Source organism: Pseudomonas sp. PAMC 29040 (assembly GCF_003994535.1).
GTDB classification, from domain to species: Bacteria; Pseudomonadota; Gammaproteobacteria; order Pseudomonadales; family Pseudomonadaceae; genus Aquipseudomonas; species Aquipseudomonas paraversuta.
This window is the reverse complement of sequence record NZ_RZAA01000008.1, coordinates 1-19,894: the sequence shown is the minus strand read 5'-3', so window position 1 is coordinate 19,894 and position 19,894 is coordinate 1. Positions and strand designations below refer to the sequence as shown.

General features: G+C 58.6%; 20 protein-coding genes. 17 read left to right on the top strand and 3 right to left on the bottom strand.

The window, feature by feature from the left end:
* Positions 1 to 113 precede the first annotated feature (113 nt).
* The 3 genes from WG29040_RS15515 to WG29040_RS15505 are packed head-to-tail and all read left to right on the top strand — an operon-like array spanning position 114 to position 2,576.
* On the top strand, positions 114 to 1,139 hold the full coding sequence (locus WG29040_RS15515; protein ID WP_127196499.1) for an aminoglycoside phosphotransferase family protein: 1,026 nt from the start codon (positions 114 to 116) through the stop codon (positions 1,137 to 1,139).
* On the top strand, positions 1,136 to 1,807 hold the full coding sequence (gene murU / locus WG29040_RS15510; RefSeq protein ID WP_127196498.1) for an N-acetylmuramate alpha-1-phosphate uridylyltransferase MurU: 672 nt from the start codon (positions 1,136 to 1,138) through the stop codon (positions 1,805 to 1,807). The genes WG29040_RS15515 and murU overlap by 4 nt, the downstream gene beginning before the upstream one ends.
* A gap of 1 nt (position 1,808) precedes the next feature.
* On the top strand, positions 1,809 to 2,576 hold the full coding sequence (locus WG29040_RS15505; RefSeq protein ID WP_003444495.1) for a TerB family tellurite resistance protein: 768 nt from the start codon (positions 1,809 to 1,811) through the stop codon (positions 2,574 to 2,576).
* 11 nt (positions 2,577 to 2,587) lie between these two features.
* Here WG29040_RS15505 and WG29040_RS15500 read toward each other — a convergent pair whose 3' ends face one another.
* Positions 2,588 to 3,583: an alpha/beta hydrolase family protein gene (locus tag WG29040_RS15500; RefSeq protein WP_003444494.1), complete on the bottom strand. Its 996-nt coding sequence runs from the start codon at positions 3,581 to 3,583 to the stop codon at positions 2,588 to 2,590.
* 74 nt (positions 3,584 to 3,657) lie between these two features.
* Between WG29040_RS15500 and WG29040_RS15495 the strand changes: the two genes are divergently transcribed.
* From WG29040_RS15495 to WG29040_RS15470, 6 genes are all read left to right on the top strand, one after another.
* Positions 3,658 to 6,048, top strand: a complete 2,391-nt coding sequence (locus WG29040_RS15495) for a PAS domain S-box protein (RefSeq protein WP_003444493.1) — start codon at positions 3,658 to 3,660, stop codon at positions 6,046 to 6,048.
* A 25-nt stretch (positions 6,049 to 6,073) separates the two neighbouring features.
* Positions 6,074 to 6,703: a response regulator transcription factor gene (locus tag WG29040_RS15490; protein ID WP_003444492.1), complete on the top strand. Its 630-nt coding sequence runs from the start codon at positions 6,074 to 6,076 to the stop codon at positions 6,701 to 6,703.
* A gap of 272 nt (positions 6,704 to 6,975) precedes the next feature.
* The gene (locus WG29040_RS15485) at positions 6,976 to 8,100 is read left to right on the top strand and encodes an ABC transporter ATP-binding protein (protein WP_003444491.1); all 1,125 of its coding nucleotides are present in this window, start codon (positions 6,976 to 6,978) and stop codon (positions 8,098 to 8,100) included.
* A 41-nt stretch (positions 8,101 to 8,141) separates the two neighbouring features.
* Positions 8,142 to 9,182 carry an ABC transporter substrate-binding protein gene (locus WG29040_RS15480; protein ID WP_003444490.1) on the top strand — a complete coding sequence of 347 codons (1,041 nt, stop codon included), beginning with the start codon at positions 8,142 to 8,144 and terminating at the stop codon, positions 9,180 to 9,182.
* Between the two features lie 68 nt (positions 9,183 to 9,250).
* Complete coding sequence (locus tag WG29040_RS15475; RefSeq protein WP_003444488.1) at positions 9,251 to 10,498, top strand: ABC transporter permease; 1,248 nt, start codon at positions 9,251 to 9,253, stop codon at positions 10,496 to 10,498.
* A gap of 10 nt (positions 10,499 to 10,508) precedes the next feature.
* Complete coding sequence (locus WG29040_RS15470) at positions 10,509 to 11,333, top strand: ABC transporter permease (RefSeq protein ID WP_127196497.1); 825 nt, start codon at positions 10,509 to 10,511, stop codon at positions 11,331 to 11,333.
* A 3-nt stretch (positions 11,334 to 11,336) separates the two neighbouring features.
* Here the strand turns inward: WG29040_RS15470 and WG29040_RS15465 are convergent, their stop codons facing one another.
* The gene (locus WG29040_RS15465) at positions 11,337 to 11,795 is read right to left on the bottom strand and encodes a transposase (RefSeq protein WP_003444484.1); all 459 of its coding nucleotides are present in this window, start codon (positions 11,793 to 11,795) and stop codon (positions 11,337 to 11,339) included.
* A 282-nt stretch (positions 11,796 to 12,077) separates the two neighbouring features.
* Between WG29040_RS15465 and rpe the strand changes: the two genes are divergently transcribed.
* From rpe to WG29040_RS15430, 7 genes are all read left to right on the top strand, one after another.
* A complete protein-coding gene (rpe, locus tag WG29040_RS15460; RefSeq protein ID WP_003444482.1) occupies positions 12,078 to 12,752 on the top strand; it encodes a ribulose-phosphate 3-epimerase in 675 nt (224 codons plus the stop codon).
* Positions 12,749 to 13,567, top strand: coding sequence for a phosphoglycolate phosphatase (locus WG29040_RS15455; RefSeq protein WP_003444480.1), 819 nt, complete (start codon positions 12,749 to 12,751; stop codon positions 13,565 to 13,567). Before rpe ends, WG29040_RS15455 begins: the two co-directional genes overlap by 4 nt.
* A gap of 70 nt (positions 13,568 to 13,637) precedes the next feature.
* Entirely contained in the window at positions 13,638 to 15,125 is a 1,488-nt protein-coding gene (gene trpE / locus WG29040_RS15450) for an anthranilate synthase component I (protein ID WP_003444478.1), read from the top strand.
* An 11-nt stretch (positions 15,126 to 15,136) separates the two neighbouring features.
* Complete coding sequence (locus WG29040_RS15445) at positions 15,137 to 15,730, top strand: aminodeoxychorismate/anthranilate synthase component II (RefSeq protein ID WP_010656639.1); 594 nt, start codon at positions 15,137 to 15,139, stop codon at positions 15,728 to 15,730.
* Positions 15,731 to 15,739: 9 nt separating this feature from the next.
* Positions 15,740 to 16,789 carry an anthranilate phosphoribosyltransferase gene (gene trpD, locus WG29040_RS15440; RefSeq protein WP_003444474.1) on the top strand — a complete coding sequence of 350 codons (1,050 nt, stop codon included), beginning with the start codon at positions 15,740 to 15,742 and terminating at the stop codon, positions 16,787 to 16,789.
* Positions 16,786 to 17,622, top strand: a complete 837-nt coding sequence (gene trpC, locus WG29040_RS15435) for an indole-3-glycerol phosphate synthase TrpC (protein WP_127196496.1) — start codon at positions 16,786 to 16,788, stop codon at positions 17,620 to 17,622. The genes trpD and trpC overlap by 4 nt, the downstream gene beginning before the upstream one ends.
* Positions 17,623 to 17,690: 68 nt before the next feature.
* Complete coding sequence (locus WG29040_RS15430) at positions 17,691 to 18,392, top strand: lipoate--protein ligase family protein (protein WP_003444472.1); 702 nt, start codon at positions 17,691 to 17,693, stop codon at positions 18,390 to 18,392.
* On the opposite strand, the gene crp is transcribed toward WG29040_RS15430, so the two are convergent.
* Positions 18,389 to 19,033 (bottom strand): cAMP-activated global transcriptional regulator CRP, encoded by a 645-nt coding sequence (gene crp / locus WG29040_RS15425; RefSeq protein ID WP_003444471.1) that lies wholly within the window; start codon positions 19,031 to 19,033, stop codon positions 18,389 to 18,391. The genes WG29040_RS15430 and crp overlap by 4 nt on opposite strands.
* 228 nt (positions 19,034 to 19,261) lie before the next feature.
* Between crp and WG29040_RS15420 the strand changes: the two genes are divergently transcribed.
* Positions 19,262 to 19,684, top strand: coding sequence for an OsmC family protein (locus WG29040_RS15420; protein WP_003444470.1), 423 nt, complete (start codon positions 19,262 to 19,264; stop codon positions 19,682 to 19,684).
* Positions 19,685 to 19,894 lie beyond the last annotated feature (210 nt).

Below are 19,894 nucleotides of genomic sequence, written 5' to 3'. Positions count from 1 at the left end.
TGCGTGCCATCAGCCCGCGGTGGGGGACCGCAACGCCTATCGATGGTCTGGAAAAGATGCTGGATAATAAAGCATGACCCGCTTGACGGCTAGCACCGTCGGAGACCCTTGTAATGCCTGACCAAGATGTACGCCTGCAACACCTGAAAGTTTGGCTGGATGAGCAGTTGGTAACCTTGTATGAGGACCAGGGTTGGGGTGTCGTACCCCCGGCCACGTTGACTTCGGCCAGTAGCGACGCGAGCTTCAGACGCTATTTTCGCTGGGAGGGCGAGGGTCGGACTTTTGTCGTCATGGACGCGCCGCCCCCCCAGGAAAACTGTAAGCCATTCGTCGATATCGCTGATTTGCTGCGTATCAGCCAGATAAATGTGCCAAAAATTTATGCTCAGGACCTCGAGCGCGGTTTTCTTTTGCTCAACGACCTGGGCAATAAAACATTCCTCGACGTGATTAACAGCACCAATGCCGATGAGTTGTTCAAAGACGCCATTGAAGCCTTGCTGGCTTTTCAGCAACTGCCGATGAAAGCACCTTTGCCCAGCTATGACGTTGCTTTGCTGCGTCGCGAACTGGAGTTGTTTCCCGAGTGGTACGTGCGCCGTCATTTGGGTGTAGAGCTCGATGAGCAGCAACAGGCTGCCTGGCAGCGGGTCAGCGCGCTGTTGATCGACAGTGCGTTGCAGCAGCCCCAGGTACTGGTCCATCGCGACTTTATGCCGCGCAACCTGATGCTCAGTATCCCCAACCCCGGGGTTCTGGATTTCCAGGACGCGGTGTATGGCCCGGTCACTTACGACATTACCTGCCTGTTCAAGGACGCCTTTCTCAGTTGGCCGGAAGAGCGTGTGCGCGCCTGGCTGCGCGACTACTGGGAACTGGCCTTGCCACTGGGCATCCCGGTGGGGGCGGATTTCGAGGCGTTCCTGCAAGCCAGTGATCTGATGGGTGTGCAGCGACACCTGAAGGTGATCGGTATCTTTGCGCGCATCTGCCATCGTGATGGCAAACCACGCTATCTGGCTGACGTGCCGCGGTTCTTCTCTTATATAGAAGCGGTGCTGGCACGCCGTCCTGAACTGGCGGAACTGGGCGAGCTGTTCCACAGCCTGGGCCTGCGTGCCGGGGCGGACCTATGAAGGCCATGATTCTGGCAGCGGGCAAAGGTGAACGCCTGCGGCCGCTGACCTTGCATACTCCCAAGCCGTTGATACGGGCTGGCGGCGTGCCTTTGATCGAGTACCACCTGCGGGCGCTGGCGGCGGCGGGCTTTACCGAGATCGTAATCAACCACGCCTGGCTGGGTCAGCAAATAGAAGATCATCTGGGCGATGGTTCGCGTTTTGGCGTGAGTATCCAGTACTCCGCTGAAGGCGAACCGCTGGAGACCGGCGGCGGCATTTTTAAAGCATTGCCGTTACTGGGCGATCAGCCCTTTGCTGTGATCAATGGCGATATATGGACCGACTACGACTTTGCAGGCTTGCGTCAGCCGCTCACAGGCCTGGCGCATCTGGTTCTGGTCGATAACCCGGCACACCATCCGGGCGGTGACTTTTACCTGCAGGGCGCGCAAGTTCTCGATGCGCTGCCGGGTGTCGACGCCCTGACCTACAGTGGCATCGCAGTGCTTAGCCCCGGCTTATTCGCGGGGGCTACGCCTTGCGCATTCAAACTCGCCCCCTTGCTGCGCAAAGCCATGGCCGACGGACAGGTGACGGGCGAGCGTTTACAGGGGGATTGGGTCGATGTGGGGACCCATGAGCGTTTGGCCGAAGTTGAATCGTTGATCAAGGGCAAACACTAAAATGTTGTGGCCAGGGACTCTTGTCGGAGCCGGTGCCGGCTTTTTCATTGCCAGCATTCCGGGGGCCATGCTCGGTGCTTTACTGGGGCAGGCGCTGGACCGGCGTCTGCAGTTGCACAGCTGGGCGCAGTTGCGTGAACGCTTGGGCGGTCGCCCGGCGTTGCGCAACGATGAACTGTTGTTTGTGCTGCTTGGACGGCTGGCCAAAAGCGGCGGCAGGGTGGTGGACAAGCACATTGAGCAGGCGCGCCAGGAAATGCGTCAGCTCGACATGTCCGGCCCGGCGCAGCAGCGGGCCATTGCCGCGTTCAATCGTGGCAAATCGCAGAATGACTCCCTGCGTGGCTATCTACGACGCCTGAAAGCCCAGCCCCATGCAGCAGAAGGTGTGCTGCGCGCCGGGTGGCGGATGATTTTGGCTGACGGTCGTATCGATCCCCGGGAGCGCGAGTTGATTGTGTTGTGGGGGCACTGGCTGGGCTGGACGGCGCAACAGGTGCAGGCGCTGGGCCCAGACTATGAACCGCATAGAAAACCACTGGCCACCCGTGATGGCACCTACCAGCAATCGTTAGTCCTGCTGGGGGTAACGGCGAGTACGGAGCCGGATCAGATCAAACGCGCCTATCGGCGTTTGCTCAGTCGTCATCACCCGGACAAGGTTGCCGGCAGCGGCGCGAGTCCGGCCCAGGTGCGCGAGGCCACGGAAAAAACCCGCGAACTGCACCACGCCTACGCCATGATTCGCGAGCAGCGCGGGTTTCGTTAACGGCCTGGCGGCTACTTGTAGGCAGGCTGCGGGCTGAGCCAGCCGCGTACTCGGCGAAACAGCTGTTCCTGCTCGGCTTCCTTATTGCCCGGGATGGCGTTCAGGGCAACTTGAGTGAAATTCGTACGGCTTACCCGTTGGCTGGCCTGTCGTCGTTGCAAGGCGGCCTTGCGGGCCAGCGGCTGGTCTTTGTAGAAGATATCCAATTGCGCCAGCGAGAGATTCGGCGTCAATTGGCTCAAATCAGGTTCAACTCCGGTCGGTGTCTGCGCGGCGATCAGGATCAGTCTGGGCAGCTGGGCTGGTTGCTTTTCGCTCACATAGCGCGCAGCCCAATAGGCGCCGGTACCGTGGCCAAGCAGCACCAGGCTGCGCATGTTTTGCTGTTGGGCGAAGGCAATGGCAGCGTCAATACGGGCGTAGATCCGCTCGGCATCCGCTTTGCTCATGGCCTCAAACGTCTCGGCCGGTGGCGCTTCAGTCGTGTTTTCGGTGCCGATACTGGCCGCCTGCTCGATGGGTTTGGCTGTGGTGCTGGCCTCTTTGCTGCTAGTGTTCGGCGCCGGGGGTGCGGGAGGAGCCTGTGGTTCGGCCTGGCGCGGCTGGCTGGCCTGGCTTTGCATGTCCGGCAAGCTCAGACTCAGGCTGGCCCAGTTGGCATCCGGCAGTTTGTTGCGCAGCGGGCCCACAGTCAGTGGCCAGTCTGCACTTTCGCCTGCTCCCGGTACGATAATCACCGCGCCACTGGGGTCGCTGCTATTGGCGGGCTTCCAGAGTGCGAGAAAACTGTCTTGCCCGGCCTGCAGTTGTTGTTGCTGGTTTTTCGGTAGCTGGCGCTCAAGAGCCGTTTCGTCTTCCATGCTGCGTTCGGGCAGCTGTGGGCGTATTTCCGGCTGAGCTTGTGCCGGCTCTGGCGCCGGCTCCGGATCAGCCGCCAGTACCGGCAAGGCGTGTGGCAGGAACAACCACAGGCACAGCGCTGCAAGTGCCGGGCGCAAAGAAGACATAGGTGATTCCAGGCCAGAAGTAATCCAGGCAGCCTAATGGGTTGATCAGCATTTGTCAGGGTATGAGTGTTCCGATGAAGCGTTTTTGCTATCTGTTAATGATCGGCTGGTTATCGTTGCCCTTGATGGTCAATGCCGCGTCCATGCCTGCGGCGCAGTTGAGCCCGGAGCAACAGCAATGGCTGGCGCAGCACGGGCAGCTGCGCGTCGGCCTGGTGTTACAGGCGCCCTATGCCAAATTTGATCAACGTTTGCAGCGATTGTCCGGGGCCAACGTCGAACTGATGAAATGGCTGGCGCAGAGTCTGGGCATCGACCTGGTCTGGCATAACTATGCCGATCTGGCGCAACTGGAGCAGGCCGCCCGAGCCGGCGAGATCGACCTGGCGCCCGGGCTGACGCAGACCCCGGCGGGCTTGCGGCTGTGGCTTTTTTCTGACCCTTACATGCGGGTTCCGCATTTGTTGGTGGGCGAGCGCAACGCCGGCGGCTCTGTGGACCTGGAGCGGGTGGACAGCCAGGTCCGGGTCGCGGTGCGAATGCCCAGTTCTGCCGCCGATTATCTGCGCAGCAGCTATCCCGGTCTCAATCTGCAGGGCGTGCCCCTCGAACGCCAGGCCTTGCAGTTGTTGTTGAGCCAGCAAGCAACCTACGCGGTGGTTGATGAAGCGCAACTGACCCGGCTGTCGGCCGAGCCCGAGTTCGCCGGGCTGGCGGTGGTCGGTGACATTGGTTTGCCACAGTTGTTGCGGGTGGCCACCCGCCGCGACTGGCCGCAACTGGCCGGTATCGTGGAGCGCGGGCTGCATGCCATTCCTGCACGGGACATGGAGCAACTGCACAGCCACTGGCTGCAACCCAAGTACCCTAAGCTCGGCCCGTCTCCCGGCTTCTGGCAGAACCTGTGCTTGTTGATCGGTGTGCTATTGCTGGCCTGCATGGCAATCATGTTCTGGCAGCGTCGCCAGCAGACGGCCCTGGAGCGTGCATTGCTCCGTGCCCGTGAAGACATTGCCCTGGGCACCGCCAGTGCTGAAGCCTTGCGCTTGACTCAGTTTTCTATCGATCAAAGCCCGATGGGGATTTTGTGGGTTAACTGGGACAGTCATGTGCGCTATGCCAATCAGGCGGCAGAAGACATGCTCGGATATCCGCCGGGGGCCGTGCTGGATCGCCCCCTGAGAGATTTTGAGCCGGGCCTGGACATGGACCGCTGGTTGACTTTATGGCGCCGCGCCCGTGCCAGCGAAGAAGCAGTGCAACGGATCGAAACCCATTGCATCCGCGCCGATGGCAGCGAGTTTCCGGCCGACGTGACCTTGAGTTTTCTGCGCTTCAAAGATGCTGAATACCTGGTGGTTTACCTGAATGACATCACCGAACGCCGCCGGGTACAGGCTGCCTTGCAGGAAAGTGATGCGCGTTTGCAGGGTATTGCCGCCAATGTCCCGGGACTGGTCTTTCGCCTGGAGCGTTCGTTGCTGACCGGCGAGCTGGACTTCCCCTACATCAGCGAAGGCAGCGAGAGCCTGGCGGGGTATTCCCCGACTACCTTGCGTCAGCGTGAAGTGGGGCTGCGCAGCCTCGTGCATCCGGATGACCGGGCGGATTACCACCGGGTTCAGGACCTGGCGCTGGACAGCGACAGCGACTGGTCATGGCAGGGCCGCATCCTGACCCGTCAGGGCCAGCAACGCTGGGCCGAGATCAAGGCCATCACCCGCAGCCTGGAAGATGGCACCGTGGTCTGGGACGGCATCGTCTGGGACATCAGCGAGAGCAAACGCATTGAGCTGGAACTGGATAGTTCGCGCGGACAGCTGCGAGAGCTGTCGGCCCACCTTGAAAGTGTGCGCGAAGAGGAAAAGGCCCATATTGCCCGTGAGGTTCACGATGAGCTGGGGCAGATGCTGACGGTCCTCAAGCTGGAGACCTCAATGTGCGAGCTGGCCTATGCCGAGCTGGATCCGGGGCTGCGCGAGCGCCTCAACAGCATGAAAAAGCTGATTGCGCAGTTGTTCCAGCTGGTACGTGATGTGGCCACGGCCCTGCGTCCGCCGATCCTGGATGCCGGCATCAGTTCCGCCATCGAATGGCAGGCCCGGCGTTTTGAAGCGCGCACGCAAATCCCTTGCCTGGTGCAGGTGCCGGAATATTTGCCGGCGCTGGGGGGGGCCAAGGAAGTCGGCCTGTTCAGAATCATGCAGGAGGCCCTGACCAACGTAATGCGCCACGCCCACGCCCAGACGGTAGAGTTGACCTTGAGCCTGGAGGGCAACGACTTGTGCCTGAGCATCAGCGATGATGGCCAGGGTTTTGTGCCCGCCACCGGCAAGCCGACTTCATTCGGCCTGGTCGGTATGCGCGAGCGCGTCCTGATGTTGGGCGGTACCCTGACTTTGCACAGTGTGCCGGGTGAGGGGACGCTGTTGAGTGTGCGGGTGCCGCTGCTCCCGGCGTCTTGAGTGACCTTTGAATAAGGAAATATCCGTGATTCGAGTACTGGTAGCTGAAGACCACACCATAGTGCGCGAGGGCATCAAACAGTTGATTGGCCTGGCCAAGGATCTGCTGGTGGTGGGCGAGGCGAGCAACGGCGAACAGTTGCTGGAAACCCTGCGCCATGTGCAATGTGAGGTGGTGCTGCTGGATATATCCATGCCCGGGGTCAACGGCCTGGAAGCTATTCCGCGGATTCGCGCCCTGAACAACCCGCCGGCCATACTTGTGTTATCGATGCATGACGAAGCGCAAATGGCGGCCCGCGCCCTGAAGTTCGGTGCCGCCGGTTATGCCACCAAAGACAGTGATCCGGCGCTGTTGTTGATGGCGATTCGCAAGGTTGCGGCGGGCGGGCGCTATATCGATCCGGACCTGGCCGACCGCATGGTATTTGAGGTCGGATTGACAGATGAAAGGCCATTGCACGCATTGTTGTCCGAGCGTGAGTTTTCTGTTTTCGAGCGCCTGGCCCAGGGCGTGAATGTCAACGAAATCGCCCAGCAACTGGCCCTGAGCAGTAAAACCATCAGCACCCACAAAGCGCGCTTGATGCAAAAGCTGCATATCAACTCATTGGCGGAGCTGGTGAAATACGCCATGGAGCACAAGTTGCTCTGAATGTAACCTGGCCGGTCGCGGTACTGCCGATCGCAGCTTGCGGCCGCGACGGCATATCTCGCGCATACCTGATTACGACACTTTCATGAGGTGTCTTTGCCCAGCCACTGGGCCCGCCCCAATCAACCATCCAAATCGCGACAACCCTGTAGGGCTATCCCTACAAGAAGCCTTCCAGCCTCCTGATGTGAATCTCTCCTGCGCCCCGATTTCTGTGGGCTGGCGCCTTCTTTAGTCTTGGGCTACGGCAGTCCAAAACAAAAGGTGTGGCTATGAGTGAGGTCGGTGCAAGCGCTGGGGCGAGTGAGATACTGGTCAGCTTCCGTGGCGTGCAAAAAAGCTACGACGGCGAAAACCTGATCGTCAAGGATCTCAATCTGGATATTCGCAAAGGCGAATTTCTGACCTTGCTCGGGCCGTCCGGTTCGGGCAAAACCACCAGTCTGATGATGCTGGCCGGTTTCGAAACACCAACCGCCGGCGAGATTTTACTGGCCGGGCGCGCGATCAATCACGTGCCACCGCACAAGCGCGACATCGGCATGGTGTTCCAGAACTACGCACTGTTCCCCCATATGACCGTGGCGGAAAACCTTGGATTTCCGCTGTCGGTGCGCGGCCTCAATCGAACCGATATCAGCGAACGGGTCAAGCGCGTGCTGAGCATGGTGCAGCTGGATGCCTTCGCCCAGCGTTACCCGGCCCAGTTGTCCGGTGGTCAGCAACAGCGGGTCGCACTGGCGCGGGCGCTGGTGTTCGAACCGCAGCTGGTGCTGATGGATGAACCGCTGGGGGCTCTGGACAAACAACTGCGCGAGCACATGCAGATGGAGATCAAGCATCTGCATCAACGTCTGGGCGTGACGGTGGTCTATGTCACCCATGACCAGGGCGAAGCCTTGACCATGTCCGACCGGGTAGCGGTATTCCATCAGGGTGAAATCCAGCAGATTGCCCCGCCCCGTACCCTCTACGAAGAGCCGAAAAACACCTTTGTCGCCAACTTCATCGGCGAAAACAACCGCCTCAATGGCCGTCTGCACAGTCAGGACGGTGAGCGCTGCGTGGTCGAGCTGGGGCGCGGTGAGAAAGTCCAGGCACTGGCGGTAAACGTGGGGCGAACGGGTGATCCGGTGACCCTGTCGATACGGCCTGAGCGCATCTGTCTCAATGGTTCCAGCGAAGCCTGCGCCAACCGTTTCTCGGGCCGGGTCGAAGAGTTTATTTATCTGGGCGATCACGTCCGGGTGCGCATGGAAGTGTGCGGCAAGACCGATTTTTTTGTGAAACAGCCGATTGCTGAACTGGACCCCTCCCTGGCCGTCGGTGACGTCGTGCCGCTGGGCTGGCAGGTCGAACATGTACGTGCGCTGGACCCTCTCTTAGAGGCGAATTAATCGCCCCGGCTTCACCAACCCTGCACAGTGGAGAACAAAAAATGCATACATCCCTGAAGTTCACGGCCTTGAGTCTGGGTCTGATGTTCGCTGCCAATGCCCTGGCCGCAACCGATCTGACCGTGGTGTCGTTTGGCGGTGCGAACAAGGCGGCTCAGGTCAAAGCCTTCTATGCACCCTGGGAAGCCAAAGGCGAGGGCAAAATCATCGCCGGTGAATACAACGGCGAAATGGCCAAGATCAAGGCCATGGTCGACACCAAAAGCATTTCCTGGGACCTGGTAGAAGTCGAATCGCCGGAGCTGTCCCGCGGTTGCGATGAAGACATGTTCGAAGCGCTGGACCCGGCCCTGTTCGGTAATCCTGAGCAGTACGTCAAAGGGGCGATTCAGACCTGCGGTGCCGGCTTCTTCGTCTGGTCCACCGTGCTGGCCTACAACGCCGACAAGTTGAAAACTGCGCCCACCAGCTGGGCAGACTTCTGGGACACCAAAACCTTCCCCGGCAAACGCGGCCTGCGCAAGGGCGCCAAGTACACCCTGGAATTTGCCTTGATGGCCGACGGTGTAGCGCCCAAGGATGTGTACAAGGTGCTGGCGAGCAAGGAAGGGCAGAACCGCGCCTTCAAAAAGCTGGATGAACTCAAGCCGAGCATCCAGTGGTGGGAAGCGGGCGCACAGCCGCCCCAGTACCTGGCTTCCGGTGATGTGGTGATGAGTTCGGCATACAACGGCCGGATCGCAGCCGTGCAGAAAGAAAGCAATCTGAAGATTGTGTGGAACGGCGGGATTTATGACTTTGATGCATGGGCTATTCCCAAAGGCCTGAGCAAAGACAAGGCCGAAGTGGCGAAGAAGTTCATCGCTTTCACCCTGCAGCCGCAACAGCAGAGCCTGTACTCGCAAAACATCGCCTACGGCCCGGCCAACAAGGAGGCCATGCCACTGTTGCCTGAAGCCGTGCAGGCAGACATGCCGACCGCTGCACAAAACATCGCCAATCAGGTGCAGATCGACGTCACCTTCTGGGCTGACAACGGCGAGCAGCTGGAGCAGCGCTTCAACGCTTGGGCTGCCAAGTAAGCAGTGCTGACATGCGGCGCAGCTGATCAGGGCGCGCCGCCATCGTTTAAAGATTTTCGGAGTTCGCCATGGCCATCGCCGTTCCCCTGAACGAGGTCTCCAGCCCCACGTTGAAGAAGCGCCTGGCGCATGCCGAGCGGATTAACCGCTGGAAAGCGCAGGCGCTGATTGCACCGTTGGTTATTTTTTTGCTGCTGGTGTTCCTGGTACCAATCGCGGCCCTGCTCTACAAAAGTGTCGGCAACCCGGAAGTGGTTGGGGGATTGCCACGCACGGTAGTGGCGGTGGCCAGTTGGGATGGCAAAGGCCTGCCCGCGGAACCGGTCTACCAGTCCCTTAGCGAAGACCTGGCCGAGGCCCGCAAGAATCAGGTTCTGGGCGACTTGTCCAAGCGCCTGAACATGGAGCTGGCCGGTTATCGCAGTTTGCTGATGAAAACCGCCAAGGCGCTGCCGTTCAAGGCGGTACCCGAGTCATATAAAGACGCGATGGAAGCCCTCGACGAGCGTTGGGGCGACCCGGCGTACTGGCAGGCGATCAAGCGCAACACTTCAAGCGTGACCCCGTTTTATCTGCTGGCGGCTGTCGATCACCGGATCGATGACCTGGGCGAAATTGCTCCCGCCACACCGGACCAATCGATCTATCTGGATATTTTCGCCCGGACCTTCTGGATGGGCCTGGTGATCACCTGTATCTGCCTGGTGCTGGCCTATCCGCTGGCGTATTTGCTGGCCAATCTTCCCGCTCGGCAAAGCAACCTGCTGATGATCCTGGTGCTGTTGCCATTCTGGACCTCGGTACTGGTGCGGGTCGCGGCCTGGATTGTGCTGCTGCAGTCAGGGGGGCTGATCAACAGTGCGCTGATGAGCCTGGGGGTGATCGATCAGCCGCTGGAGCTGGTGTTCAACCGTACCGGGGTGTACATCTCGATGGTGCACATTCTGCTGCCGTTCATGATCTTGCCGATTTACAGCGTGATGAAAGGTATTTCACCGACCTATATGCGGGCGGCGATCTCATTGGGCTGTCATCCATTCGCGAGCTTCTGGCGGGTGTATTTCCCGCAAACCTATGCCGGAGTCGGGGCGGGCTGCTTGCTGGTCTTCATCATCGCCATCGGTTACTACATCACCCCGGCGTTGCTCGGCAGCCCGAATGATCAAATGGTCAGCTACTTCGTGGCGTTCTACACCAACACCAGTATCAACTGGGGCATGGCGACGGCCCTGGGCGGTTTGTTGTTGCTGGCGACCGTGGTGCTGTATCTGATTTACAACTGGCTGGTGGGCGCTAGTCGCCTGCGTTTGAGTTAAGGAGACCGCCATGCTTAGCCCTTATATGTCACCTGTCGAGCGGGTCTGGTATTACAGTTTGCGCATTCTTTGCGGGCTGATTCTGTTGTTTCTGATCTTGCCGGTGCTGGTGATCATTCCGTTGTCGTTCAACTCGGGCAGCTTTCTGGTGTATCCGTTGCAGGGGTTCTCGCTGCACTGGTATCAGGACTTTTTCGCTTCGTCAGAATGGATGCGGGCCTTGCGCAACAGCATCATCGTGGCGCCGGCGGCCACGGTGCTGGCAATGATCTTTGGCACGCTGGCGGCCATTGGCCTGACCCGCAGCGACTTCCCCGGCAAGGCGCTGGTCATGGCGCTGGTGATATCGCCCATGGTGGTGCCGGTGGTGATTATCGGTGTGGCCAGCTACCTGTTCTTTGCACCGCTGGGGTTTGGCAACAGCTTCCTGTCCCTGATCGTGGTGCATGCGGTGTTGGGAGTGCCATTCGTGATCATCACGGTCTCGGCCACTTTGCAGGGGTTCAATCAGAATCTGGTGCGCGCTGCAGCCAGTCTGGGGGCTTCACCTCTGACCGCCTTTCGCCGGGTGACCTTGCCGCTGATTGCGCCGGGAGTCATTTCGGGCGCGCTGTTCGCTTTTGCAACCTCGTTCGATGAGGTAGTGGTCACCCTGTTCCTGGCGGGCCCGGAGCAGGCAACGTTGCCGCGGCAGATGTTCAGCGGCATCCGCGAGAACCTCAGTCCGACCATTGCTGCGGCAGCTACCTTGCTGATCGCGTTCTCGGTGGTATTGCTGCTGACGCTCGAGTGGTTGCGCGGGCGCAGCGAGAAACTGCGCACCGCCCAGGCCTAGCCCTTAGATCCAGCAGGCATCCCACAGGGGGTAATCCCCGATCCGCGTGGCGAGACCTGCGCGGATCGGGTTTTTGACGATATGACGGGCGGCAGCCTTGAGGTCTTCCTCCTGGCGTAATGCTCTGTCGTGATATCCCTTTTGCCATAGACGACCGCTGGATTGAGCGGCCTGATTGATTGCCACGCAACTGCGTGACTTGATCCGGCACATCAGTTCGCCCAGTGTTTTGCTGCGTAATTCGATTAACCAGTGACAATGATCTGGCATGACCACCCAGGCAATAGAGTTGACGATGCCTTCGTCGTGGGCGTCCCTGAGTTGATTGACCAGCAGGCGCCCTGACTGAAAGTTTTCGAATACCGGGCGCCGATTGTCGGTGACTGTTGTGAGCAGATAGATCCGGCCATGTTCTGAGTAGCGACCTTTCAATAGTTGATGACTGCTAAATGAGTGTGGCATTCCTTTGCCCTCATGATGGTGGGTGTTGTTTAACTTAAGACTGCAACACAACAGACGGCCGCTTCTTGGTTCACAAGATATTTCTGGAAGGTTCTTCGGCCCTTTTCGCAGCAGGTTAATGATCGGTTACGGCTCTGTAGTTGCTGCCGAAGGCTGCGATCGGGTGCGAAGCGGCCGTATGAGATGCGTCGTCACGCAGTCAATCATCACCGCCCGGTGTTCGGGGCTCGGGTCGGCGGTATACAATGCGCGCCACCGTGTTTTGCTCACTAAAGGTGCGTTATGCAGCCCTTCGCTATTGCCCCATCGATTCTTTCCGCCGATTTCGCCCGTCTTGGCGAAGAGGTCGACAATGTGCTCGCCGCTGGCGCTGATATCGTGCACTTCGATGTCATGGACAATCATTACGTGCCCAACCTGACCATCGGCCCGATGGTTTGTGCTGCCTTGCGCAAGTACGGCATCACCGCTCCCATCGATGCTCATTTGATGGTCAGCCCGGTAGACCGGATCATCGGCGACTTTATTGAAGCCGGCGCGACTTACATCACGTTCCACCCGGAAGCCACACAACACGTTGACCGTTCCCTGCAACTGATCCGTGAGGGCGGCTGCAAGGCGGGCCTGGTGTTTAACCCGGCAACGCCACTGGACGTGCTCAAGTACGTGATGGACAAGGTCGACATGGTCTTGCTGATGAGCGTCAACCCTGGCTTCGGGGGGCAGAAATTCATTCCCGGCACCCTCGACAAATTGCGCGAAGCCCGTGCCCTGATTGACGCCAGCGGACGTGACATCCGCCTGGAAATCGACGGCGGCGTCAACGTCGGGAACATCCGTGAGATCGCTGAGGCCGGTGCCGACACATTCGTCGCGGGTTCGGCGATTTTCAATACACCTGACTACAAAGAAGTCATTCAAAAAATGCGCGCCGAGCTTGCGTTGGCCCGTCCATGAGTGGCTTTGAGCAGCTGCTTCAGGGGCAGCTGCCAAAACTGGTGATGTTCGATCTGGACGGAACCCTGATCGATTCGGTGCCGGATCTGGCAGTCGCCGTGGAGACCATGCTGCTCAAGCTGGGCCGCCCGCCCGCAGGTATAGAGAACGTGCGGATGTGGATTGGCAACGGTGCGCCCATGCTGGTGCGCCGTGCTCTTGCCGGCAGCCTGGAGGCTTCGGGGGTCGATGACCCTGAAGCCGAACAGGCGCTGGAAATTTTCATGGACGCCTACGATGGCGGCCATGATCTGACCAGGGTTTACCCTGGTGTACGCGAAAGCCTCAAATGGCTGCAGAAGCAGGGCGTCGAAATGGCGTTGATCACTAACAAGCCCGAGCGCTTTGTGGCGCCGTTGCTGGATGAGTTGAAGCTGGGCCGGTTTTTCCGCTGGATCATTGGCGGAGACACCCTGCCACAAAAGAAACCTGATCCCGCCGCGCTGTTGTTTGTGATGAAAATGGCCGGTGTGGCACCTGAGCAGGCATTGTTTGTCGGTGATTCGCGCAATGACGTGCTGGCAGCCAAAGCCGCAGGCGTGAAGTGTGTAGCCCTGAGTTACGGTTACAATCACGGCCGGCCGATTGAAGAAGAGTCACCCGATATGGTGATCGGTAACCTTCATGAGCTTATAGCCGGTTGCTTAGATTCTGCGCCTGAGATAACGTTGGGCAATTCTGTTCACCCCTCTCGAAGAGATTCCATCGTGGTGGTCACTCGCAAACTCTGGATGAAAGTTATCAAGGCCCTGGCCCGTTGGCGTTGGCGCGCCTGACTTGAATCTGGCCGGAGATCCGGCACGTTTGCATACCTGACTGTTTGACCCTCAGACCACGAGGCACCTCATGATCCGCGAAGAATTCCTGCGTTTGGCCGCTGCCGGCTACAACCGTATCCCCCTTGCACGTGAAACCCTTGCTGATTTCGACACACCCTTGTCGATCTACCTGAAACTGGCTGACCAGCCCAACTCCTATTTGCTGGAGTCGGTGCAGGGCGGCGAGAAGTGGGGGCGTTATTCGATCATTGGCTTGCCATGTCGCACTGTACTTCGCGTGCATGAGCAGCAGATCCGGGTGACCCATGACGGCGTCGAAATCGAGTCTCTTGAAGCGGATGATCCACTGACCTTCGTTGAAGAGTTCAAGGCCCGCTACAACGTACCGACCATCGCCGGGCTGCCACGCTTCAACGGCGGGCTGGTGGGCTATTTCGGTTATGACTGCGTGCGCTACGTGGAGAAACGTCTGGGCAAGTGCCCGAACCCGGACCCGCTGGGGGTGCCCGATATTTTGCTGATGGTGTCCGACGCGGTGGTGGTGTTCGACAACCTGGCCGGCAAGATGCACGCCATCGTACTGGTCGACCCTGCGCAGCCTGATGCCTACGATGCAGGCCAGGCCCGCCTTGAGGCGTTGCTTGAACAGTTGCGCCAGCCGATTACGCCGCGTCAAGGCCTGGATTTCACCAGGCAGCAAGCAGCCGATCCGGTGTTCCGTTCCAGCTTCACCCAGTCTGATTACGAAAAAGCCGTCGACACCATCAAGGACTACATCCTGGCGGGCGACTGCATGCAAGTAGTGCCGTCGCAGCGGATGTCCATCGACTTCAAGGCTGCGCCGATCGATCTGTACCGCGCGCTGCGTTGCTTCAACCCGACGCCTTACATGTACTTCTTCAACTTCGGCGACTTCCACGTGGTGGGCAGTTCGCCGGAAGTGCTGGTGCGGGTCGAAGACAACCTGATTACCGTGCGCCCGATTGCCGGTACCCGTCCCCGTGGCGCAACCGAAGAGGCTGACCTGGCGCTGGAGCAAGACCTGCTCAGCGACGACAAGGAAATCGCCGAGCACTTGATGCTGATCGACCTTGGGCGCAATGACACAGGGCGTGTTTCGGAAATCGGCTCGGTCAGGCTCACCGAGAAAATGGTGATCGAGCGTTACTCCAACGTGATGCACATTGTGTCCAACGTCACCGGCCAGCTCAAAAGCGGGCTGACGGCGATGGATGCGCTGCGGGCGATTCTGCCGGCGGGAACCTTGTCAGGTGCGCCGAAAATCCGCGCGATGGAAATCATCGACGAGCTGGAGCCGGTCAAGCGCGGTGTATATGGCGGCGCAGTCGGTTATTTCGCCTGGAACGGCAATATGGACACGGCCATCGCGATTCGTACTGCGGTGATCAAGAACGGTGAATTGCATGTGCAAGCCGGCGGCGGCATTGTCGCCGACTCGGTACCGGCCCTGGAGTGGGAAGAGACGCTGAACAAACGCCGCGCGATGTTTCGTGCCGTAGCGCTCGCTGAACAAACCCCCGCATCCGACGCCTGAGGAGCTTTGCCATGTTGCTGATGATCGATAATTACGACTCTTTTACCTACAACGTTGTGCAGTACCTCGGCGAGCTGGGTGCAGAGGTCAAGGTGGTGCGCAACGATGAGCTGAGCATTGCCCAGATCGAAGCGCTGAAACCTGAGCGCATTGTGGTCTCGCCCGGCCCGTGCACGCCGAACGAGGCGGGTATCTCGCTTGAAGCCATCAAGTATTTTGCCGGCAAGCTGCCGATTCTGGGGGTATGCCTGGGCCATCAGTCCATCGGGCAGGCCTTCGGTGGTGATGTGGTTCGCGCCCGGCAAGTGATGCACGGTAAAACCAGTCCGGTGTATCACCTGGATACCGGGGTGTTCCAGGGATTGAACAACCCGCTGACCGTGACCCGTTACCACTCGCTGGTGGTCAAGCGTGAAACCTTGCCTGAGTGCCTGGAGCTGACGGCCTGGACGCAACACGCCGATGGCTCGGTGGACGAGATCATGGGCTTGCGCCACAAAACGCTGAACATCGAAGGGGTGCAATTCCACCCCGAGTCGATCCTGACCGAACAGGGTCATGAACTGTTTGCCAACTTTCTTAAACAAACCGGCGGCACGCGCTAAGGACTTTATATGGATATCAAGACTGCCCTGAACCGTATCGTCGGTCATCTGGACCTGACCACCGAAGAAATGCGCGATGTGATGCGCGACATCATGACCGGTCAGTGCACCGAGGCGCAGATTGGCGCGTTCATGATGGGCATGCGCATGAAAAGCGAAAGCATCGACGAGATTGTCGGTGCTGTGACGGTGATGCGCGAGCTGGCGGACAAGGTTGAACTCAAGACCCTGGACGGTGTGGTCGACATTGTTGGCACCGGCGGCGATGGTGCGAATATTTTCAACGTGTCCACGGCTTCCGCTCTGGTAATTGCGGCCGCAGGCTGCACTGTAGCCAAGCACGGTAACCGCGCCGTGTCGGGTAAAAGCGGCAGCGCTGATTTGCTGGAGGCCGCCGGTGTGTACTTGAACCTGACGCCCGTGCAAGTCGCCCGTTGTATTGACAGCGTGGGCATCGGTTTCATGTTTGCCCAGTCCCACCACGGTGCCATGAAGCACGCGGCCATTCCGCGTCGCGATCTGGGCCTGCGGACTTTGTTCAATATGCTTGGCCCGCTTACGAATCCGGCCGGCGTAGTGCATCAGGTCGTAGGTGTATTCAATCAGGCGCTGTGCCGACCGCTGGCTGAAGTGCTGCAGCGTCTGGGTAGCAAGCATGTGCTGGTGGTGCATTCGCAAGATGGTCTGGACGAGTTCAGCCTGGCGGCCCCGACCTTTGTTGCGGAACTGAACAAAGGCGAGATTACTGAATATTGGGTGCAGCCTGAAGATTTGGGTATCAAGAGCCAGAGCCTGTTCGGTCTGGTGGTCGACAGTCCGGAACAATCGCTGGAGCTGATCCGCGATGCCCTGGGCCGACGCAAGACAGAAGCAGGCCAGAAGGCCGCCGAGATGATCGTGCTCAATGCCGGGGCCGCGTTGTATGCCGCTGATCTTGCCTACACTCTCAAAGAGGGTGTGGCTTTGGCTCACGATGCGCTGCATACAGGTCTGGCTCGGGAAAAACTCGAAGAGCTGGGTGCCTTTACCGCCATCTTCAAACAGGAGAACCAAGCATGAGTGTGCCTACCGTTCTGGAAAATATTCTGGCGCGTAAAGTTCAGGAAGTGGCCGAGCGCAGCGCTCGTGTGAGCCTGGCCGAACTTGAACGTATGGCAGCTCAGGCTGATCCGGTGCGCGGCTTCGCCAGGGCCATGCTGGCGCAGGCCAAGTTGAAACAGCCAGCGGTCATCGCCGAGATCAAAAAGGCTTCGCCAAGCAAGGGCGTAATTCGCGAGCACTTTGTGCCTGCCGAAATTGCCCAGAGTTATGAAAAAGGTGGCGCTACCTGTCTGTCGGTACTCACCGATATTGATTTTTTCCAGGGCGCCGATCTGTACCTGCAGCAGGCTCGCGCTGCCTGCAAGCTGCCAGTGATCCGCAAAGACTTCATGATCGATCCGTACCAGATCGTCGAAGCCCGGGCATTGGGTGCAGACTGCGTGTTGTTGATCGTCTCTGCGCTGGATGACGTGAAAATGGCCGAGCTGGCTGCCGTTGCCAGAAGCGTTGGGCTGGATGTCCTGGTCGAAGTGCATGATGGCGATGAGCTTGAGCGTGCACTCAAGACCCTGGACACGCCATTGCTGGGGATCAATAACCGAAATCTGCACACTTTTGACGTCAGCCTGGAAACCACTCTGGATCTGTTGCCGCGTATCCCGCGGGATCGACTGGTGATTACCGAGAGCGGGATTCTCAACCGGGCAGACGTGGAGCTGATGGAAATCAGCGACGTGTATTCGTTCCTGGTGGGCGAAGCCTTTATGCGTGCAGAAAACCCGGGTAATGAACTGCAGCGTCTGTTCTTCCCGGAGCGGGTTGTACAGGTAACGGGCTCTACCCTGGATTAACCGGCGCTCTGCAGGCATCGGTTGCCTGCATCGCAAGACGATTTGGTCGGTGCTGGACAAGGACACCTATGACACTCATCCAGCAACTCAGTGTAGAAGCCGGCCTCAAGGCCGAGCAGGATTTACTGGCTTCGGTATGCGCCGCAGAGCTGGAGGCGGGTGTCTTGTTCTGGCAACCCACGGACCGTGCGCTGGTGATGCCGCGGCGCTTGAGCCGGTTACCGGGTTTCGAGCAGGCCAGTGCAGAACTGGCGGCCAGCGGCTGGCCCATTCTGTTGCGCGAAACCGGTGGTGAGCCTGTCCCTCAGTCAGCAGCGACGATCAATATCGCTCTGGTCTACGCACCGGCGCGTACTGAAGGTGATCAGGGACGTATCGAAACGGCCTATCGACGGTTGTGTGAGCCGATCTGCGATTTACTGACAGAGCTGGGGGGCGTGGCGTCTTTGGGGGAAGTTGAAGGCGCGTTTTGCGATGGTCGCTTCAACGTCAACCTGAATGCGCGAAAGCTGGTGGGAACTGCGCAGCGTTGGCGGCAGAGTCAGGGCGGGCAGCGGCCTGTGGGCCTGGTTCACGGAGCATTACTGGTTGAAAACGAGCGCGACTCGATGGTGGCTGCAGTCAACCGCTTCAATCAGTTATGCGGGCTGGAGCAGCACTGCCGTGCCGAGAGTCATATCGCACTGCATGAAGTGTTTCCTGCGCCCGATTTCTTCGAGCGTTTGAGCACCAGTTACCAACAAATTCTGGTGCCCTTGCTGAAGCCTTAGCGTGTGCCGAACACCACCATGGTTTTCCCTTTGACGCTCACCAGGTTCTGTTCTTCAAGATCCTTGAGCACACGGCCGACCATCTCGCGGGAACAGCCGACAATTCTGCCGATCTCCTGACGGGTAATCTTGATTTGCATGCCGTCGGGGTGGGTCATTGCATCGGGTTGTTTGCACAGTTCCAGCAGGCAGCGGGCCACTCGCCCGGTCACGTCGAAAAATGCCAGGTCGCCGACTTTTCGTGTGGTATTGCGTAAGCGTTGTGCGATTTGGCCGCTGATCGCATAAAGAATTTCCGGTTCTTGCAGCGCATACTCTCTGAATTTCGTGTAACTAATTTCTGCAATCTCGCACTCAGTCTTGGCGCGAACCCATGCACTGCGAGCCTGCTCCTGTCCTGGCTGTTCAAACAGACCCAGTTCGCCAATGAAATCGCCGGGGTTGAGATAAGCAATGATCATTTCTCGACCATCATCGTCCTCGATCACAATCGTGACCGAGCCTCTGATTATAAAAAACAGTGTGTGTGAGTTTTCACCGGCGCAGATGATGTTGTTCTTGGTCTGATAGCGTCTGCGTTGGCACTGAGTCAAAAATTTGTCGAGATTTTTGATTTTTGGTATGGGAGTAAAAGCAACCATTGTTGTATCCCGAAGCATGCACAGTAAGGGTTGTGTCTATTTTTTTTATATCGCTCTGGCTGGTTGGCGCCAGTGATTTGGCGCCAGCTTAACAGACAGATTCTTAACGGTTGTCAGAATTTTCCTGATGCTCCATGTCGCAATGAATAAAGGCTTCGGTGTGGTGAGCGCTCGGTTTCGGGCGCTGTGCTAAGCTGGCGCCCCTTTTAAATCAGTGGAGTCTGGGCGATGAAGGCACGCATTCAATGGGCTGGCGAAGCCATGTTTCTGGGCGAATCGGGCAGCGGCCACGTCGTTGTGATGGACGGCCCACCCGAGAGCGGTGGTCGTAACCTGGGCGTTCGACCGATGGAAATGCTTCTGCTGGGGCTCGGTGGTTGCAGCAACTTCGATGTTGTAAGCATCCTCAAGAAGTCGCGTCAGGCAGTTGAGAGTTGCGAGGCATTCCTGGAAGCCGAGCGCGCCACTGAAGACCCTAAGGTGTTCACTAAAATTCACCTGCACTTTGTGGTGAAAGGTCGCGGCTTGAAAGAAGCTCAGGTCAAGCGTGCCATCGAACTGTCTGCCGAAAAGTATTGCTCCGCGTCGATCATGCTTGGCGCCGCCGGTGTAGCCATCAGCCATGATTATGAAATCATCGAGTTGGGCTGAGTCGCCATTGCATGCAAGCTGGCGCAGGTTTCGAACAATAAAAAAGGCGGCTACCGGTAGGTAGCCGCCTTTTTTTATATGCCTGTCCCGTCCTGAATAAGGTTTACACCTTCTGATCTATTTTCAGGAGGGCGTAATGGAGACAAGTAAAAGGCGTAGTCAGCGAGACTACACGCTGACCTTTAAATTGTCGGTCGTCGACCAAGTCGA

What these genes read in the sequence shown, in the direction of transcription:
- crp (WP_003444471.1), bottom strand. Translation starts at nt 19,033, where the DNA reads ATGGTTGCTTTTACTCCCATACCAAAAATCAAAAATCTCGACAAATTT.
- WG29040_RS15485 (WP_003444491.1), top strand. Translation starts at nt 6,976, where the DNA reads ATGAGTGAGGTCGGTGCAAGCGCTGGGGCGAGTGAGATACTGGTCAGC.
- trpE (WP_003444478.1), top strand. Translation starts at nt 13,638, where the DNA reads ATGATCCGCGAAGAATTCCTGCGTTTGGCCGCTGCCGGCTACAACCGT.
- WG29040_RS15420 (WP_003444470.1), top strand. Translation starts at nt 19,262, where the DNA reads ATGAAGGCACGCATTCAATGGGCTGGCGAAGCCATGTTTCTGGGCGAA.
- WG29040_RS15475 (WP_003444488.1), top strand. Translation starts at nt 9,251, where the DNA reads ATGGCCATCGCCGTTCCCCTGAACGAGGTCTCCAGCCCCACGTTGAAG.
- WG29040_RS15480 (WP_003444490.1), top strand. Translation starts at nt 8,142, where the DNA reads ATGCATACATCCCTGAAGTTCACGGCCTTGAGTCTGGGTCTGATGTTC.
- rpe (WP_003444482.1), top strand. Translation starts at nt 12,078, where the DNA reads ATGCAGCCCTTCGCTATTGCCCCATCGATTCTTTCCGCCGATTTCGCC.
- WG29040_RS15500 (WP_003444494.1), bottom strand. Translation starts at nt 3,583, where the DNA reads ATGTCTTCTTTGCGCCCGGCACTTGCAGCGCTGTGCCTGTGGTTGTTC.
- WG29040_RS15515 (WP_127196499.1), top strand. Translation starts at nt 114, where the DNA reads ATGCCTGACCAAGATGTACGCCTGCAACACCTGAAAGTTTGGCTGGAT.
- trpD (WP_003444474.1), top strand. Translation starts at nt 15,740, where the DNA reads ATGGATATCAAGACTGCCCTGAACCGTATCGTCGGTCATCTGGACCTG.
- trpC (WP_127196496.1), top strand. Translation starts at nt 16,786, where the DNA reads ATGAGTGTGCCTACCGTTCTGGAAAATATTCTGGCGCGTAAAGTTCAG.
- WG29040_RS15430 (WP_003444472.1), top strand. Translation starts at nt 17,691, where the DNA reads ATGACACTCATCCAGCAACTCAGTGTAGAAGCCGGCCTCAAGGCCGAG.
- murU (WP_127196498.1), top strand. Translation starts at nt 1,136, where the DNA reads ATGAAGGCCATGATTCTGGCAGCGGGCAAAGGTGAACGCCTGCGGCCG.
- WG29040_RS15445 (WP_010656639.1), top strand. Translation starts at nt 15,137, where the DNA reads ATGTTGCTGATGATCGATAATTACGACTCTTTTACCTACAACGTTGTG.
- WG29040_RS15455 (WP_003444480.1), top strand. Translation starts at nt 12,749, where the DNA reads ATGAGTGGCTTTGAGCAGCTGCTTCAGGGGCAGCTGCCAAAACTGGTG.
- WG29040_RS15505 (WP_003444495.1), top strand. Translation starts at nt 1,809, where the DNA reads ATGTTGTGGCCAGGGACTCTTGTCGGAGCCGGTGCCGGCTTTTTCATT.
- WG29040_RS15465 (WP_003444484.1), bottom strand. Translation starts at nt 11,795, where the DNA reads ATGCCACACTCATTTAGCAGTCATCAACTATTGAAAGGTCGCTACTCA.
- WG29040_RS15495 (WP_003444493.1), top strand. Translation starts at nt 3,658, where the DNA reads ATGAAGCGTTTTTGCTATCTGTTAATGATCGGCTGGTTATCGTTGCCC.
- WG29040_RS15470 (WP_127196497.1), top strand. Translation starts at nt 10,509, where the DNA reads ATGCTTAGCCCTTATATGTCACCTGTCGAGCGGGTCTGGTATTACAGT.